Consider the following 14,570-nt stretch of genomic DNA (forward strand, 5'->3'; position numbering starts at 1 on the left):
ATTTTCCTCAACCGCGTCGGCGGGCAGGACGAAATCGTGTTCGACGGCTGCTCGTTCGTGCTGAACGACGACGGCACGACCGCGCACCGGCTGACTGACTGGGAAGAAGAAGAACGTATTACGCGCTGGACCAATAAGGGCGACGGACGCTGGGTGTGCGAAGCGGGCGCGATCGCCGAATGGGAGGCGCACCCCGCAGATATCTACAGCGCGATGATCGTCGCGCTGCGCGACTATGTCGAGCGCAACCGCTTTCCCGGCGTCGTGCTCGGCCTGTCGGGCGGGATCGATTCGGCGATCTGCGCCGCGATCGCCGCCGACGCGCTTGGCCCCGACAGGGTCTGGTGCGTGATGATGCCGAGCCGCTTCACGAGCGAGGCGAGCCTCGACGATGCCGCGGGCTGCGCCAAGATGATCGGGTGCAGGCTCGACACGATTTCGATCGTCCCCGCGGTCGAGGCGTTCGACGCGATGCTCAGCGGAACCTTCGCCGACAAGGACGTCGATATCACCGAGGAAAATGTCCAGTCGCGCATCCGCGGCGTCACTCTGATGGCGCTCAGCAACAAGTTCGGCCCGATGCTGCTGACGACGGGCAACAAGAGCGAGATGAGCGTCGGTTATGCGACGATCTATGGCGACATGGCGGGCGGCTATAATCCGCTCAAGGACGCGTACAAGATGACCGTGTTCGCGGTGGCGAAATGGCGCAACGAAAATGTGCCGCGCCTGTCGCGCAATCCGGTGACGCCGGTGATGCCCGAGTGCGTAATCACCAAACCGCCGAGCGCCGAGCTGCGCCCCGATCAGAAGGACGAGGACAGCCTGCCGCCGTACGTCGATCTCGACCGCATGCTCCATATGCTCGTCGAGGAAGAGGCGAGCGTCGACGATGTCGTGGCGAAATATGGCTTCGACCGCGACGCGGTGGCGCGGATCGAGCGTCTCTTGATGCTCGCCGAATATAAGCGCCGCCAGGCGCCGCCGGGGGTCAAGCTGTCGACGCGCAACTTCGGGCGCGACCGGCGTTACCCGATCACCCACGGGTTTCGGACGGGATAAATAGGGACTGTCCCTATTTAATTCGCTGTCCCTGTTTCGATACGCGTGGAGGCGCGGAAGGGGCAGAAAGTTTCACGCGAAGACGCGAAGAAGTTGGGCTTTGCCGCGAAGCGGCTTTTCACCGCCACTTTGCGACAGACGCAGCGAAGAAGGGAAAAAGCAGACCTGACGGTCCGCGCTCCTCCTTCTCCGCGTCTTCGCGTCTTCGCGTGAAAATTCTCCTGCGCCTCCGCGCGCGAACCAGCCGGCGCACCCTTTTGGCCTGCCCGCAACGCGAACCCTTATTTCCACCACGCCTGCAAAGCGGCTATAGGCGCGCCCATGACCGTCACGACCCGTTTCGCCCCTTCGCCGACCGGCACGCTCCATGTCGGCAACGTCCGCACCGCGCTCCACAATTGGCTGTGGGCGCGCAAGCATGGCGGTCGCTTCCTGCTGCGCATCGACGACACCGACCTTGAGCGGTCGAAAGAGGAATATGTCGACGCGATCCGCGCCGACCTCGCGTGGCTCGGCTTCGACATCGACGGCGAGGAGCGGCAGTCGGCGCGCTTCGCGCTCTATGAGGCCGAGTTCGAAAAGCTGAAGGCGGCAGGGCGCGTCTATGCCTGTTACGAGACGCCCGAAGAGCTCGATATCCGCCGCAAGATATTGCTCTCGCGCGGGCTGCCGCCGGTTTACGAGCGCAAGCCCGCCGATGCGTCTGTCCCCGAGGGCATCGCACCGCACTGGCGCTTCCGGCTCGACCATGACGCGGCGATCGAGTGGACCGACATGGTCCGCGGACCGCAGCATTTCGAGCCGAAGACGATGTCCGACCCGGTCGTGCGCCGCGCCGACGGCAGCTGGCTCTATCTGTTGCCGAGCGTGATCGACGATATCGCGATGCGGATCACGCATGTCGTGCGCGGTGAGGACCATGTGTCGAACACCGCGTCGCAGATCCAGATGTTCGCCGCGCTCGGCGCGACGCCGCCCGCCTTTGCGCATGAGGCGCTGCTCGTCGGGACCGAGGGCAAATTGTCGAAGCGGCTGGGCTCGCTCGGCATGGAAAGCCTGCGCGAGGCGGGGATCGAACCGATCGCGCTCGTCGCCTTGCTCGCGCGATTGGGGACGAGCGATCCGGTCGAGCCCGTGACCTCGGCCGCGCCGCTGATCGAAAGCATCGACTTCGCGCACTTCGGCCGCGCGCCGGCGCGCTTCGACGATGCCGAACTGGCGTTGCTCAACCAGAAGATCTTGCACCACACCGACCATGCCGCGATCGCGGACCGCCTGCCCGCCGCGATTACAGCGGCGCGCTGGAATGCGATTCGCCCTAACCTGACGACGGTGGCCGAGGCCGCCGAGTGGGTGGCGGTGTTCGATGGCCCCTTTGCCCCGCCGTCCGCCGAAGCCGCCGACCGGCCGGTGCTCGACGCGGCGGCACAGGCGGCAACCGCGATCGATTGGGGCGCCGATCCCTGGCATGCGCTCACCGGCGCGGTGAAGGAGGCCACGGGGGCAAAGGGCCGCGCGCTGTTCCTGCCGCTGCGCCGCGCGCTCACGGGGCGCGACCATGGTCCCGACATGGCCGAACTTCTGCCGCTGATCGACAAGGATCAGGCGGTGGCGCGGCTTTCCGCCGTCTAGGTCTCCCCCACGGCATCGTGTGAAAGCTTGCTTACCGATCCACTTGACATACGATGTGATGTTATAATATCACGTCGATCTGACCTGGCCGACAGCAACGGTCGGAACGCGGCGGAGCCGGGTCATATAGGCAAGGAGAGATGCCATGACCCTGATACCCTTGATTTCAGCCATTATGGCCGCGCCCGAAGCGACCGCCGCGCCCGCCGGAGCGGCGGCGCCGCTGGCGCGCAACAGCTATGGCAGCGATGCTCGCCACCACCCGGTCGCCGCGCTGTTCGCGGTCGGACTGCCCGCCGCGCTCGTCGTCGCGGTCGCGCTGTCGCCGATGATCATCATCGATGAGGCGACGACCTCCACGCCGCCGTGGAAGTCGATCACGCTTCCCAAGCCCAAACCGGCCGAGCCGCAGCCTGACGCCAAACCCCAGGCACAGCAGCCGCAAAAACAGTTTACGGCGCCGCCGAGCCCTCTGCCGCCGCTCGCTCAGGATCCGCCGGAAGCGCCGGTGCGCGAACCTTATGTACCGCCCGCAGGAACCGGCGCCGGTCCCTCGGTAACGGTCGCCCCGCCCTTGCCGGCCACCAAGCCAAAGCTCGTGCTTGCCGAACTTGATTCGAGATTTGCCGGAGCCTTCCAGCCCGATTATCCGGCGCGCGCGCAGCGCGAGGGGATCGAGGGCGTCGCGGTCGTCCGTGTGCTGATCGGCACCGACGGGCGGGTGAAGGCGGTCGAGCTGGTCAGCACCGACGATCCGGCGTTTTTCGAGGCGACGAAACGGCGTGCGCTCACCAAATGGCGCTTCAAGGCGGCGACGCGCGGCGGGGTGCCCGAGGAAAGCTGGAAGGAAATGCGCGTCCGTTTCGAGATCAAGAACGCGTAGGTCGCAATCCTACCCCTCCCGGACGGGTGGCCGATGTGCCGCCCGTCCTTCCTTTCGCTTGACAGAAAGGCCGAATCCCGCCAAAGGCGCCCGGATATTGAGGGGCGGCGCGGCGTCGCGCGGCCCTTTCATGTTTTTCACACCAACGTCGGGGCTCCAGTCCCGCCGCCTCCCCCGGACCTCCGGTGGATGTGCAGTTAATTCGAGGAACAGGGCCATGGCCAAGCCGACGACCGTCAAGATCAAGCTGGTGAGCACCGCCGACACGGGCTTTTTCTATGTCACGAAAAAGAACCCGCGCACGATGACCGAAAAAATGTCGGTGCGGAAATACGACCCGCGTGTCCGCAAGCACGTCGAGTTCAAGGAAGCCAAGATCAAGTGACGCATTTTCCCGTGCGCTGAAAGCGCGCGGAGCGGAAATGCGTCATCCCCGCGCAGGCGGGGATCCAGAAGGGCGGCCGCGTGCCGCCCTTTTTCGTGCGCGGAGAATGGCGGCTTTGGGGTGGTGAGCGGACCTTGCTTCATTTTTCCTTCGTCGCCCCGGACTTGATCCGGGGTCCCACTTGATGTCGAAGTCAGTCGGTGCCTCAAAAAAGCGGGATCCCGGATCAGGTCCGGGATGACGATTAAAAGAACGTCCGCGATCAGTCGCTAACCTCACCAATCGCGCAGCGGCCGGCGCGCGACATCATTTTCGATGATGTGCCGGATCGTGATCATCGTCTTGAACGAATGCACGCCCCTGTCCTCGCCCAGCGCACGGCGGGTGAAGGCGTCATATTCCTCCATCGAACCGATCTGCACCTTCAGCAGGAAATCATCGTCGCCGGTGACGTCCCATGCCCCCGTGATTTCGGGGTGGCGGGCGATCTCGCGCGCGAACGCGTCCATGGTCTGCGGCCCCGCCTGTTGCATCCGGACGAGGATATGCATGGTGAGCGCCGATCCGGTCAGTGCCGGATCGACCACCGCGATATCGGCAATGATCACCTTTTCCTCGCGCATCCGGCGCAGGCGGCGGAGCACCGCCGATAGCGACAGCCCGACCTTGTCGGCGAGGATTCGCGCGGGCTGGAGATTGTCGTGCCGCACCAGCGCGAGCAGCCGGCGGTCGAAATCGTCGAGATCGGGTATTTTTCGCATGAATTTAACAATAGCGCGAAAATTGGTCGTAGGCACGATCAATTTCGGCGCCGATTGTCGCATTTGCCGGGGTAGAAATGATTCGTCCGGGCCGCTCCCTCCCCTCCGGACGAAGGAGACATCGGATGACCCGTAACACCCCCGAAACGCGCTGGATCAGCCGTATCTGGACCGCCACCGTCGCGGCGTCGGAGGCCGCCGTCGCGATCCATTATGCGGCGCCGTGGCAGCGCCCCGCCGCGCCGCGGCTTTCGGAACGAACCGCCCGCGACGCTTGCGCCGCCTGACGGTCCCTTCCTTCCCCCGCAGCGGTCAGCAGCGGCGCTTGCGGTCGATCTCGCGGCCGAGCAGCGCGCCGCCCGCGGCACCGAGGATCGTACCCGTGGCGCGATCGCCGCGGCGGTCGACTTCGCGGCCCAGCAGGGCGCCGGCCGCGCCGCCGACGATCAGCCCCGTCGTGCCGCTGGTGCGGCAGCCCCGATAATATCGGCCTTCGCGGTGGCGCCGGTAATCGCGGCGATCCTGCCAGCGGTCATAGTCGCGATCGCTGTAATGCCCGTGCCGATGATGGCGGCTGCGCGCCTCGGCTTCGCTCGGCATCGCGGCCAGCGTCGTCGCGCCGATCAACGCGGTCAAGGCCAGCCTCTTCATCAAAAACATTGTATGTCCTTCCATCCTGAACCCCCGCGATCACGTTAGGGACAGAAAGCTGGCCGGCGGCTGAACCCGATCCCGCACTTCGCCGTGCGCGCTAGCGACTCGCCGATGATTTTGGGCGGCCCGTCGCAATCGGGCGGGGCACGATCGCAAAAAGGCTAGGCGAAGGCTCCGACGCTTTCGATGAATTTGATCACCGAAATCGGTTTGGACACATAGGCTTCGGCGCCCGCCGCCTTGATCTGCTCCTCGTCGCCCTTCCCCGCATAGGCGGTCACCGCCATGATCGGCACCGCGCGCAAGGTCAGGTCGGCCTTCATCTGGCCGATCAGGTCGAGCCCGCTGACATGCGGCAACTGGATGTCCATGATGATCAGGTCGGGCGACACTTCGCGCGCCTTCGCCAGCGCGTCGCGTCCGTCGCGCACCGGATGCGCGCTATAGCCATGGGCGTTGAGCAGATCGCAGAAGAGGCGAAGGTTGAGCTCATTATCTTCGACGACCAGGATGGTCTTGCCCATGTTACTTATGTTCCCCACCTTGCATCCGCGGCCCGTTTAGGCGAATCGGCGGCACGACACAATTAGGGACACACGACTTGCACGATGGCGATGCCGCGCTGGCGCTTCAGGCGCTCGGCTGGATCTTGAGCGACGAACCGCGCGCCGAACGGCTGCTCGGCCTGACCGGGCTCGCACCCGACGAACTGCGCGCCTCGCTCGGCGAGCAGGCGACGCTCGCGGCGATCCTGTCGTTCCTCACGGGCCACGAAAACGACCTTGTCGCCTGCGCCGATGCGTTGCGGGTGCCGCCCGCCAGCATCGCCGCCGCGGCGCAAAGACTCGAAGGAACTACCGCATGAACCGCCCGCTCGTCATCACCGATTGCGACGAGGTGCTGATGCACATGGTCGTGCCCTTCGCCGAATGGGTCGACGCCGAACATGGCGTGATCTTCCGCATCGAGGATGCGAGCTTCGCGAACGCGCTGAAGCGCAAGGAATGCGGGACGCCCTTGGAAGCGGCCGAAGTGTGGCCCTTGCTCGACGGCTTTTTCCGTAAGGAAATGACGCGGCAATATCCCATTGCCGGCGCGCTCGCGGCGATGGCGGCGATCGGCGCCGAGGCCGATATCGTCGTTCTCACCAACGTCGGCCCCGAACATCAGCAGGCGCGGATCGAACAGCTCGCTTTGCATGATTTCCACGCGCCGGTGATCGGCAGCCGCGGCGGAAAGGGCGAGCCGGTCCGCCGCCTGATCGAGGAGTATCAGCCCTCGGTCGCGGTGTTCATCGACGACCTCGCGGGTCATCATCACTCGGTCGCGCACGAGGCGCCCGACGTGTGGCGGCTCCACCTCGTCGGTGAGCCCGCGATCGCGGACAAGATCGCGCCCGCGAAGCATGCGCATGCGCGAATCGACGACTGGACGACGGCGCAGGGCTGGATCCTGGCGCGCCTCGCCGAAAATATCCCCGCCCCGGCTCCCGAACCGGTTTAAGACAAGGACAGATCATGGATATCGCCGCCAAAATCGCCGAACTCGGTCTTGAGCTCCCCAAACCCGCCGCGCCGGTCGCCGCCTATGTGCCCGTCGTCGAGCATAATGGCCTGCTCTATGTCAGCGGTCAGCTGCCGTTCCGCGACGGTCAGGTCGTTACCGGCCGCCTTGGCGAGAACCTCGACGTCGCGGGCGGGCAGGATGCCGCGCAGCGCGTCGCGCTGATGCTCGTCGCCCAGATCGGGCAGGCGCTGGACGGCGACTGGTCGCGCGTCGAGCGCGTCGTCAAGCTCGGCGTGTTCGTCAACAGCACCCCCGGCTTCACCGATCAGGCGAAGGTGGCCAACGGCGCGTCGGAATTGTTCGAAACCCTGTTCGGCGAAGCGGGCCGCCACGCGCGCGCCGCGGTCGGCGTCGCGGTGCTGCCGCTCGGCGCCGCGGTCGAGGCCGACGCGATCGTCGCGGTGAAGCCCGCTTAAGGACCCCGGTGGCCGAAGCCGACCCGCCCGTACGCACGATATCGCTCGGTAGTGGCGTCGCCGCCATCGACGCCGCGGCGTGGGATGCGCTGCACGATGGCGGCAATCCGTTTGTCGGTCATGCCTTCCTGTCGCTGCTCGAGGCATCGGGCAGCGTCGGGCCGGGCACCGGCTGGCAGGCGGCGCCGCTGCTCGTCGAGGATGCGGGCGGCGCGCTCGTCGCCGCCGCGCCCGCGTACCTCAAATCGCACAGCCAGGGCGAATATGTGTTCGACCACGCCTGGGCCGATGCCTGGGCGCGCGCGGGCGGCGATTATTATCCGAAACTCCAGATCGCGGCGCCCTTCACGCCGGTGCCGGGTCCGCGTCTGCTGGCGAAAGATAAAAGCGACGCGACGCTGCTGATCCGCGCGGCCGAGGCGGTGGTGCGGCAGAACGGGCTCTCGTCGGCGCATGCGACCTTCGTCGCACCCGACCAGATGCCCTTGTTCGAGGAGGCGGGCTGGCTGGTGCGCCGCGATATCCAGTTCCATTTCGCCAACGCCGACTATCGAAGCTTCGACGATTTCCTCGCGACGCTCACCTCGGCGAAGCGCAAGCAACTTCGCAAGGAACGCGCGCGCGCGGTCGACGGCCTGCGTATCGAGGAACTCACCGGCGATGCGATCCGTCCCGAACATTGGGACGCGATGTGGCTTTTCTATCAGGACACCGGCGCGCGCAAATGGGGGCATCCCTATCTCACGCGCAAAGCGTTCGACCTGATGGGCAGGGCGATGGCGGAGCAGATCATCTTGGCTGTCGCCTATGACGGCGACGAGCGGCCGGTCGCGGGTGCGCTGCACTTCCTTGGCGCCGACACGCTCTACGGCCGCTATTGGGGCTGTCTCGTCGAGATCCCCTATCTCCATTTCGAATTATGCTATTATCGCGCGATCGACATCGCGATCGAACGCGGCCTTGCCCGCGTCGAGGCGGGCGCGCAGGGCGGGCACAAGCTCGCGCGCGGCTATGGCCCCGTCGCCACCTGGTCGGCGCATTTCATCGCCGATCCGGGATTTCGCCGCGCGGTTGCCGATTATCTCGAACAGGAACGGCAGGCGGAAGAAGTCGAAATGGAGTGGCTGGAAGGGCAGACGCCGTTCAGGCGGAAGGATTAGGCTGCGAAGCGCCGCGCGGCGGGACGGCGCGCCGTCTCGTCGAGCCAGGCGCGTGCCTGGCGCTGCGCTTCGGCGATTTCGCCCGGCGACATCTCGTCCGACAGGTCGGCGCGGCACTGCTGGCCTTCGATGTTGCCGCCAAGCGCGGCGAGATTGAACCATTTATGCGCCTGGATCAGGTCGACATCGACCCCGCCGGTGCCGGTCGAAAATGCGATGCCGAGATCGAAATAGGCATTGGCGTCGCCGCGCGCGGCGTCGAGCAGACGGCTCTCGATCAGATATTGGGCAGACTTCAGACTATTCGCCATGATAACCCCCTTTTGCCTCCACCCCACATGGAGACCTCGGGCTCCAAAGTTGCGGTTTATGGTCAACAAAGCGTTAACGGCGATCCGGCTTTTTGTGGATATCGTTCGAAGCCCCCGGAAACCGGTGGGTTTTGGCGTTAATCGCCGACCGGAAGATTGTCGATCAGCCGCGTTTTTCCGATCCGTGCCGCCGCCAGAAGTCGCGCGGGCTTCCGAAAAGCGTTCAATCGTTCGAGGCTGTCGGCATCGGCGAGCGCGACATAGTCGACGCTGTCGAAGCCGCCGCTGACGATCGCCGCTTCGGCCTTGGCGAGCGCTTCGCCGACATCGGCGCCGCCCGCGATCGCTTGTCCCGCCGTGTTCAGCGCACGCGGAAAGACGGTCGCCGCCGCGCGCTGTTCGGGCGAGAGATAGGCGTTGCGCGACGACAGCGCGAGCCCGTCGTCATCGCGCGCGATCGGCGCCCCCAAAATGTCGATCGCGAAATCGAGGTCGCGCGCCATGCGGCGGATGATCGCGAGCTGCTGCCAGTCCTTTTCGCCGAAGATCGCCACGTCGGGCCGCACCTGGTTGAATAATTTGGCGACGACCGTCGCGACGCCGTCGAAATGGCCGGGGCGCGCCGCGCCGCAATAATCGGCGCCGAGTTCGGCGACCTCGATATGCGTGCTGTGCCCGCCGGGATACATGACGCCGACATCGGGCGCCCAGAGCAGGCTGGTGCCTTCCTCGACCAGCATCGCGGCATCGCGCGCCTCGTCGCGCGGATAGGCGGAAAAATCCTCGTTGGGGCCGAACTGCGTCGGATTGACGAAAATCGACACGACCGCATGGTCGGCGACACGCTTTGCCGTGCGGACGAGCGACAGGTGGCCAGCGTGCAGCGATCCCATCGTCGGAACCAGCGCGACGCTCTTTCCCCCCTGCTTCAGTGCCGTAACGGCACGGTGCAGCATCGCGATGTCACGGATGATTTGCACGCCCGGTCGCCCTCCGATATTGGCGCGACTATATCACTTCGCGCGCCGGCCGCCATGCCGCGCAAACAGGAAAATCGCAACGCCCCATGACGACCTCAGCGACGAAGCCCGCACCGCACCGCATCATCTTTGCCAATGAAAAGGGCGGGACGGGGAAATCGACGTGCGCCGTGCATTTCGCGGTGGCACTGGCGAGTCAGGGCTGGCGCGTCGCGGGGATCGATCTCGACCCGCGCCAGCGCACCTTCCACCGCTATCTCGAAAACCGCGAACAGACCGCAAAGCGCCGCGAGATCGCGCTGCCGACCCCGCGCTTCGAGGTGTTCACCGGTTCGACGATCGAGGAACTCGACGAACAGGTCGCGGCGCTGAGCGAAGACATCGATTATCTGATCGCCGACACGCCGGGCCGCGACGACGTCTTTGCGCGCCATCTTGCAACGAGCGCCGACACGCTCGTTACCCCGATCAACGACAGTTTCATCGATTTCGACCTGATCGGACAGGTCGATCCCGAAACCTTTCAGGTCACCCGCCCCAGCTTCTATTCCGAACTGATCTGGGATGCGCGCAAGACGCGCGCGAAGACCGATGGGCGGACGATGGATTGGATCATCCTGCGCAACCGCCTCCAGCACGTCGACGCGCACAATATGCGCCGTGTCGGCGAGGCATTGACCCAGTTGTCGCGGCGCGTCGGGTTCCGCGTCATTCCCGGACTCGGCGAGCGCGTCATCTATCGCGAGCTTTTCCCGGCTGGCCTCACCCTGCTCGACAAGGCGCACCTTGGCGGCATGGGGATTGGCCACGTCGTCGCGCGGCAGGAACTCCGCGAGGCGATGGGCGGACTGAACCTCCCGGTGCGCGAGCGATTGCATCCGGATGGGGATTTGTTCGCCGCCGCCTGAGTTCCGTCTCTCCCCATGAGGATTCCCCATGACGCACAATTTCCATCCGACGCTGCTTCGCGAATATGACATCCGCGGGGTCGTTGGCGACACGCTGTCCGACAAGGACGCTTATGCGATCGGCCGCAGTTTCGCGACGCTGGTCCGCCGTGCGAGCGGCAAGCGCATCGCCGTCGGCTATGATGGCCGCCTGTCGTCGCCGATGCTTGCCGACGCGCTGATCGCCGGGATCAATGCCGCGGGGGTCGACGCGCTCAATGTCGGGCTCGGTCCGACGCCGATGCTCTATTATGCCGCGTCAACCGAGGATGTGGAGGGCGGCATACAGATAACCGGCAGCCACAACCCCCCCGACTATAATGGTTTCAAATTTGTGATGCAGGGGCGCCCCTTCTACGGCGCCGATATTCTCGGTATCGGCGAAATGGCCGCCGCGGGCGACTGGGAGGCGGGCGAAGGCACGTCGCAGAGCATCGATATCGTCGACGCCTATGTCGACCGGCTGGTCGAGGGGTTCGCCGGCGGCGCCTTCCGCATCGGCTGGGACGCCGGTAACGGCGCCGCGGGCACCGTCATCGAGAAGCTCACCGCGCGCCTTCCGGGCGAGCATCACTTGCTGTTTACCGACATCGACGGCCATTTTCCGAACCACCATCCCGATCCCACCGAAGAGAAGAATCTCGCCGATCTGCGCAAGCTCGTCGCGGAGAAGAGCCTCGATTTCGGCGTCGCTTTCGATGGAGACGGCGACCGCATCGGCGCGATCGACGGCGAAGGCCGCGTGATCTGGGGTGACCAGCTGTTGCAAATCTATGCCGCGGCGGTGCTGAAGGAGCTGCCCGGCGCGACGGTCATCGCCGATGTGAAGGCGAGCCAGGCGCTGTTCGACCGCGTCGCCGAGCTTGGCGGCAAGCCGCTGATGTGGAAGACCGGTCACAGCCTGATCAAGGCGAAGATGAAGGAAACCGGCAGCCCGCTCGCGGGCGAGATGAGCGGGCACATCTTTTTCGCCGACCGCTATTATGGTTATGACGACGCGCCCTATGCCGCGCTGCGGCTGATCGAAGCTGCGACGAAGCTCGGGCAGAGCGTCACGCAGCTCCGCGGCAACATGGCGCCGATGGTCAACACGCCCGAAATGCGCTTCCAGGTCGACGAGAGCCGCAAATTCGCCATTGTGGATGAAGTCCTCGACCGGCTCATCGCATCGGGCGCGCAGGTCGACCGCACCGACGGCGCGCGCGTGCTGACGGGCGATGGCTGGTGGCTGCTCCGCGCCTCGAACACGCAGGACGTGCTCGTCGCGCGCGCCGAGGCGAAGGATGAGGCGGCACTGGCGCGCTTGCTCGCGGCGATCGACGAACAGCTTGCCTTGTCGGGGATCGTGCGCGGGCCGCAGGCGGGGCACTAGCCTTATCTCCCCTCCCTTCCAGGGAGGGGTCGGGGGTGGGTATGCGGCTAGAAAGAACGCCTGCGGCGACCCACCCCTGGCCCCTCCCTGAAAGGGAGGGGAAGCCGGCCTGCAAAAATCTTGCCAGATTGACCTTGGCCGCGTCGCTGGGGTAACGCCGCCCGGGGGCTAGAAACGGAACCGACCGACCTATGACCGACGACGAATCCAATGCGGGCACGCTGACCGAGGGCGATCATGGTGTCACCGAGCACAAGGCGCATGTCCGCGAGGATGCCGCCGCGGGCAACGGGCTCGCGGTCATCTCGATCGCCAAAAGCTATGACAAGCGCGTCGTGCTGTCGGACGTGTCGCTGTCGGTGGGCAAGGGCGAGGTCGTCGGCCTGCTCGGCCCGAACGGCGCGGGCAAGACGACCTGCTTCTATTCGATCATGGGGCTGGTGAAGCCCGATGCCGGGCGGATCATGCTCGACGGCGCCGACATCACCGCGCTGCCGATGTATCGCCGCGCGATCCTCGGTCTCGGCTATCTGCCGCAGGAAACCTCGATCTTTCGCGGCATGACGGTCGAACAGAATATCGGCGCGGTGCTCGAACTCAGCGAGCCCGACAAGATCGCGCGCGAGCGGCGCATGGAAGAATTGCTCGACGAATTCGGCCTCACGCGCCTTCGCGATTCGGCGGCGATGGCGCTGTCGGGCGGCGAACGGCGCCGCGCCGAAATCGCGCGCGCGCTCGCGGCCAACCCCTCGATCATGTTGCTCGACGAACCCTTTGCGGGCATCGACCCGCTGTCGATCAGCGACATTCGCGATCTGGTCGTCGACCTCAAGACGCGCGGCATCGGCGTGCTGATCACCGACCATAATGTGCGCGAGACGCTCGACCTCGTCGACCGCGCCTGCATCATCTACGACGGCAAGGTCCTGCTTGCCGGCTCCCCGGAAGAGCTCGTCGCCGACCCCGAGGTGCGCCGCCTCTATCTCGGCGAGGGCTTTTCCCTGTGATCTTTGTGGACTGCCGCCAGAAAAATTTCCGTGTGTCCCCGCGAAGGCGGGGACCCAGCTCGGGTGGGTTCAAAATAGCACCGACCGGAGATGGGCTCCCGCCTTCGCGGGAGCACGCCGGGCAGTAATATAGCCCGCCATGGCGTTGGGTCCGCGCCTCGATCTCCGCCAGTCGCAATCGCTGGTGATGACGCCGCAGCTGCAGCAGGCGATCAAGCTGCTCGCGCTGTCGAACCTCGAACTCGAAGCCTATCTGGCCGAGGCGCTCGAAGGCAATCCGCTGCTCGATACGGCGTCCGCCGATAATGACGGAAGCGCGGGCGATCCGGATGGCGTGCCCGGCGGCGATGCACCGGCGGCCGAGGCCGCGTCGCTCGACGCCGATCAGGCGCTGTCCGCCGACGGCGGCACCGCGAACGACCTCGACGTCGATCTTGCCGCCGACAGCTTCCACCACGACAGCGCGAGCGACAATGTCGGGCTTTCGGGATCGGGCGAGGACATCGATTTCGACAGCTTCGCCGAGCATGAGGGCACGCTGCACGACTATCTGCTCGCGCAGGTCGGCGAACGTTTCAGCGGCATCGAGGCGATCGTCGCGGGCCAGCTCGTCGCGCTGATCGACGAGGCGGGCTATCTGCGCGCCGACCTCACCGAACTCGCCGCCCAGCTCGGCGTCCCGCTCGCGCTGCTCGAGGAGGTGCTCGCGGGCATCCAATGCTTCGACCCGTCGGGCGTCGGCGGACGCGACCTCGCCGAATGCATCGCGATCCAGGCGCGCGAGGCCGATCGCTACGATCCCGCGATGGCGACGATGATCGCGCATCTCGATCTCGTCGCAAAGGGCGCTTTCCCGCAATTGAAGCGCATCTGCGGCGTCGACGACGAGGATCTTGCCGACATGATCCGCGAGCTGCGCGGCTATGATCCCCGCCCCGGGCTCCGCTTCGGCGGCGAAGGTGCGCCCGCGGTCGTCCCCGACCTTTATATCCGCCAGACCGCGAAGGGCTGGGCGGTCGAGATCAACAGCGGCACCCTGCCGCGCCTGCTCGTCAACCGCCGCTATTACACCGAACTGGCTGAGGGCGCCGCGGCGAAGAGCAAGGCGTGGCTGTCCGAGCAGCTCGCGGGCGCCAACTGGCTTGTGCGCGCGCTCGACCAGCGCCAGCGCACGATCGTCAAGGTCGCGAGCGAGATCGTGAAGCAGCAGGAGGGCTTTTTCCTGAAAGGCGTGGCGCATATGCGCCCGCTGACGCTGCGGCAGGTCGCCGAGGCCATCGGCATGCACGAATCGACCGTCAGCCGCGTCACCAGCAACAAATATCTGAGCTGCGCGCGCGGGCTGTTCGAGCTCAAATATTTCTTCTCGAGCGGCATTTCCGATACGCAAGGCGACGGCGCGGTGTCGGCCGAGGCGGTGAAGAGCCGGATCAA

18 protein-coding genes are annotated in these 14,570 nt (G+C 65.7%); 13 read left to right on the top strand and 5 right to left on the bottom strand.

From position 1 onward, the window contains the following. The 4 genes from VJ811_RS06345 to rpmG all read left to right on the top strand — a co-directional run. Positions 1-1,062: NAD+ synthase (locus tag VJ811_RS06345; protein WP_324071419.1), on the top strand; the 1,062-nt coding region annotated here is incomplete at its 5' end. Between the two features lie 321 nt (positions 1,063-1,383). Next, entirely contained in the window at positions 1,384-2,694 is a 1,311-nt protein-coding gene (gene gltX / locus VJ811_RS06350) for a glutamate--tRNA ligase (RefSeq protein WP_324071420.1), read from the top strand. Between the two features lie 145 nt (positions 2,695-2,839). Next, entirely contained in the window at positions 2,840-3,577 is a 738-nt protein-coding gene (locus VJ811_RS06355) for a TonB family protein (RefSeq protein WP_324071421.1), read from the top strand. A gap of 217 nt (positions 3,578-3,794) precedes the next feature. Next, a complete protein-coding gene (rpmG, locus tag VJ811_RS06360) occupies positions 3,795-3,962 on the top strand; it encodes a 50S ribosomal protein L33 (protein WP_037515700.1) in 168 nt (55 codons plus the stop codon). Positions 3,963-4,237: 275 nt separating this feature from the next. Here the strand turns inward: rpmG and VJ811_RS06365 are convergent, their stop codons facing one another. Next, positions 4,238-4,723: an Lrp/AsnC family transcriptional regulator gene (locus VJ811_RS06365; RefSeq protein WP_324071422.1), complete on the bottom strand. Its 486-nt coding sequence runs from the start codon at positions 4,721-4,723 to the stop codon at positions 4,238-4,240. A 125-nt stretch (positions 4,724-4,848) separates the two neighbouring features. On the opposite strand from VJ811_RS06365, the gene VJ811_RS06370 reads away from it, so the two are divergent. Beyond that, positions 4,849-5,010: a hypothetical protein gene (locus VJ811_RS06370; protein WP_324071423.1), complete on the top strand. Its 162-nt coding sequence runs from the start codon at positions 4,849-4,851 to the stop codon at positions 5,008-5,010. Positions 5,011-5,035: 25 nt separating this feature from the next. On the opposite strand, the gene VJ811_RS06375 is transcribed toward VJ811_RS06370, so the two are convergent. Together VJ811_RS06375 and VJ811_RS06380 are read right to left on the bottom strand one after the other, a co-directional pair. Further along, positions 5,036-5,374, bottom strand: coding sequence for a glycine zipper 2TM domain-containing protein (locus VJ811_RS06375; RefSeq protein ID WP_324071424.1), 339 nt, complete (start codon positions 5,372-5,374; stop codon positions 5,036-5,038). A gap of 164 nt (positions 5,375-5,538) precedes the next feature. Next, the gene (locus tag VJ811_RS06380; RefSeq protein ID WP_037515703.1) at positions 5,539-5,901 is read right to left on the bottom strand and encodes a response regulator; all 363 of its coding nucleotides are present in this window, start codon (positions 5,899-5,901) and stop codon (positions 5,539-5,541) included. 77 nt (positions 5,902-5,978) lie between these two features. On the opposite strand from VJ811_RS06380, the gene VJ811_RS06385 reads away from it, so the two are divergent. From VJ811_RS06385 to VJ811_RS06400, 4 genes are read left to right on the top strand one after another with little or no spacing between them, the layout of a single operon-like run. Then, complete coding sequence (locus tag VJ811_RS06385; RefSeq protein WP_324071426.1) at positions 5,979-6,242, top strand: DUF3572 family protein; 264 nt, start codon at positions 5,979-5,981, stop codon at positions 6,240-6,242. Then, complete coding sequence (locus VJ811_RS06390) at positions 6,239-6,880, top strand: HAD family hydrolase (RefSeq protein WP_324071427.1); 642 nt, start codon at positions 6,239-6,241, stop codon at positions 6,878-6,880. Before VJ811_RS06385 ends, VJ811_RS06390 begins: the two co-directional genes overlap by 4 nt. 14 nt (positions 6,881-6,894) lie before the next feature. Beyond that, entirely contained in the window at positions 6,895-7,359 is a 465-nt protein-coding gene (locus VJ811_RS06395) for a RidA family protein (RefSeq protein WP_324071428.1), read from the top strand. Between the two features lie 8 nt (positions 7,360-7,367). Beyond that, positions 7,368-8,519, top strand: a complete 1,152-nt coding sequence (locus tag VJ811_RS06400) for a GNAT family N-acetyltransferase (protein ID WP_324071429.1) — start codon at positions 7,368-7,370, stop codon at positions 8,517-8,519. On the opposite strand, the gene VJ811_RS06405 is transcribed toward VJ811_RS06400, so the two are convergent. Next, positions 8,516-8,830, bottom strand: coding sequence for a sel1 repeat family protein (locus VJ811_RS06405; protein WP_056373095.1), 315 nt, complete (start codon positions 8,828-8,830; stop codon positions 8,516-8,518). The two genes, VJ811_RS06400 and VJ811_RS06405, sit on opposite strands and share 4 nt — an antisense overlap. Before the next feature lie 137 nt (positions 8,831-8,967). Next, entirely contained in the window at positions 8,968-9,810 is an 843-nt protein-coding gene (gene panC / locus VJ811_RS06410) for a pantoate--beta-alanine ligase (protein WP_324071430.1), read from the bottom strand. A gap of 86 nt (positions 9,811-9,896) precedes the next feature. On the opposite strand from panC, the gene VJ811_RS06415 reads away from it, so the two are divergent. The 4 genes from VJ811_RS06415 to rpoN form a co-directional block, all read left to right on the top strand. Then, the gene (locus tag VJ811_RS06415) at positions 9,897-10,718 is read left to right on the top strand and encodes a division plane positioning ATPase MipZ (protein ID WP_324071431.1); all 822 of its coding nucleotides are present in this window, start codon (positions 9,897-9,899) and stop codon (positions 10,716-10,718) included. A gap of 28 nt (positions 10,719-10,746) precedes the next feature. After that, the gene (gene pgmG / locus VJ811_RS06420; protein ID WP_324071432.1) at positions 10,747-12,129 is read left to right on the top strand and encodes a phosphoglucomutase/phosphomannomutase PgmG; all 1,383 of its coding nucleotides are present in this window, start codon (positions 10,747-10,749) and stop codon (positions 12,127-12,129) included. 191 nt (positions 12,130-12,320) lie between these two features. Then, on the top strand, positions 12,321-13,136 hold the full coding sequence (gene lptB, locus VJ811_RS06425; protein WP_248456619.1) for an LPS export ABC transporter ATP-binding protein: 816 nt from the start codon (positions 12,321-12,323) through the stop codon (positions 13,134-13,136). A gap of 139 nt (positions 13,137-13,275) precedes the next feature. Next, the coding region (gene rpoN / locus VJ811_RS06430) for an RNA polymerase factor sigma-54 (RefSeq protein ID WP_324071433.1) at positions 13,276-14,570 on the top strand (1,295 nt) is incomplete at its 3' end.

Origin of the sequence: Sphingopyxis sp. (assembly GCF_035250425.1) — a bacterium.
In the GTDB taxonomy this organism is placed as follows: Bacteria; Pseudomonadota; Alphaproteobacteria; order Sphingomonadales; family Sphingomonadaceae; genus Sphingopyxis.

Excerpts from the sequence above, each read along its gene's own strand:
- VJ811_RS06395 (WP_324071428.1), top strand. The coding sequence starts at position 6,895 with ATGGATATCGCCGCCAAAATCGCCGAACTCGGTCTTGAGCTCCCCAAA.
- lptB (WP_248456619.1), top strand. The coding sequence starts at position 12,321 with ATGACCGACGACGAATCCAATGCGGGCACGCTGACCGAGGGCGATCAT.
- VJ811_RS06415 (WP_324071431.1), top strand. The coding sequence starts at position 9,897 with ATGACGACCTCAGCGACGAAGCCCGCACCGCACCGCATCATCTTTGCC.
- pgmG (WP_324071432.1), top strand. The coding sequence starts at position 10,747 with ATGACGCACAATTTCCATCCGACGCTGCTTCGCGAATATGACATCCGC.
- VJ811_RS06355 (WP_324071421.1), top strand. The coding sequence starts at position 2,840 with ATGACCCTGATACCCTTGATTTCAGCCATTATGGCCGCGCCCGAAGCG.
- VJ811_RS06390 (WP_324071427.1), top strand. The coding sequence starts at position 6,239 with ATGAACCGCCCGCTCGTCATCACCGATTGCGACGAGGTGCTGATGCAC.
- VJ811_RS06370 (WP_324071423.1), top strand. The coding sequence starts at position 4,849 with ATGACCCGTAACACCCCCGAAACGCGCTGGATCAGCCGTATCTGGACC.
- gltX (WP_324071420.1), top strand. The coding sequence starts at position 1,384 with ATGACCGTCACGACCCGTTTCGCCCCTTCGCCGACCGGCACGCTCCAT.
- VJ811_RS06405 (WP_056373095.1), bottom strand. The coding sequence starts at position 8,830 with ATGGCGAATAGTCTGAAGTCTGCCCAATATCTGATCGAGAGCCGTCTG.
- VJ811_RS06380 (WP_037515703.1), bottom strand. The coding sequence starts at position 5,901 with ATGGGCAAGACCATCCTGGTCGTCGAAGATAATGAGCTCAACCTTCGC.
- VJ811_RS06375 (WP_324071424.1), bottom strand. The coding sequence starts at position 5,374 with ATGAAGAGGCTGGCCTTGACCGCGTTGATCGGCGCGACGACGCTGGCC.
- VJ811_RS06365 (WP_324071422.1), bottom strand. The coding sequence starts at position 4,723 with ATGCGAAAAATACCCGATCTCGACGATTTCGACCGCCGGCTGCTCGCG.
- rpmG (WP_037515700.1), top strand. The coding sequence starts at position 3,795 with ATGGCCAAGCCGACGACCGTCAAGATCAAGCTGGTGAGCACCGCCGAC.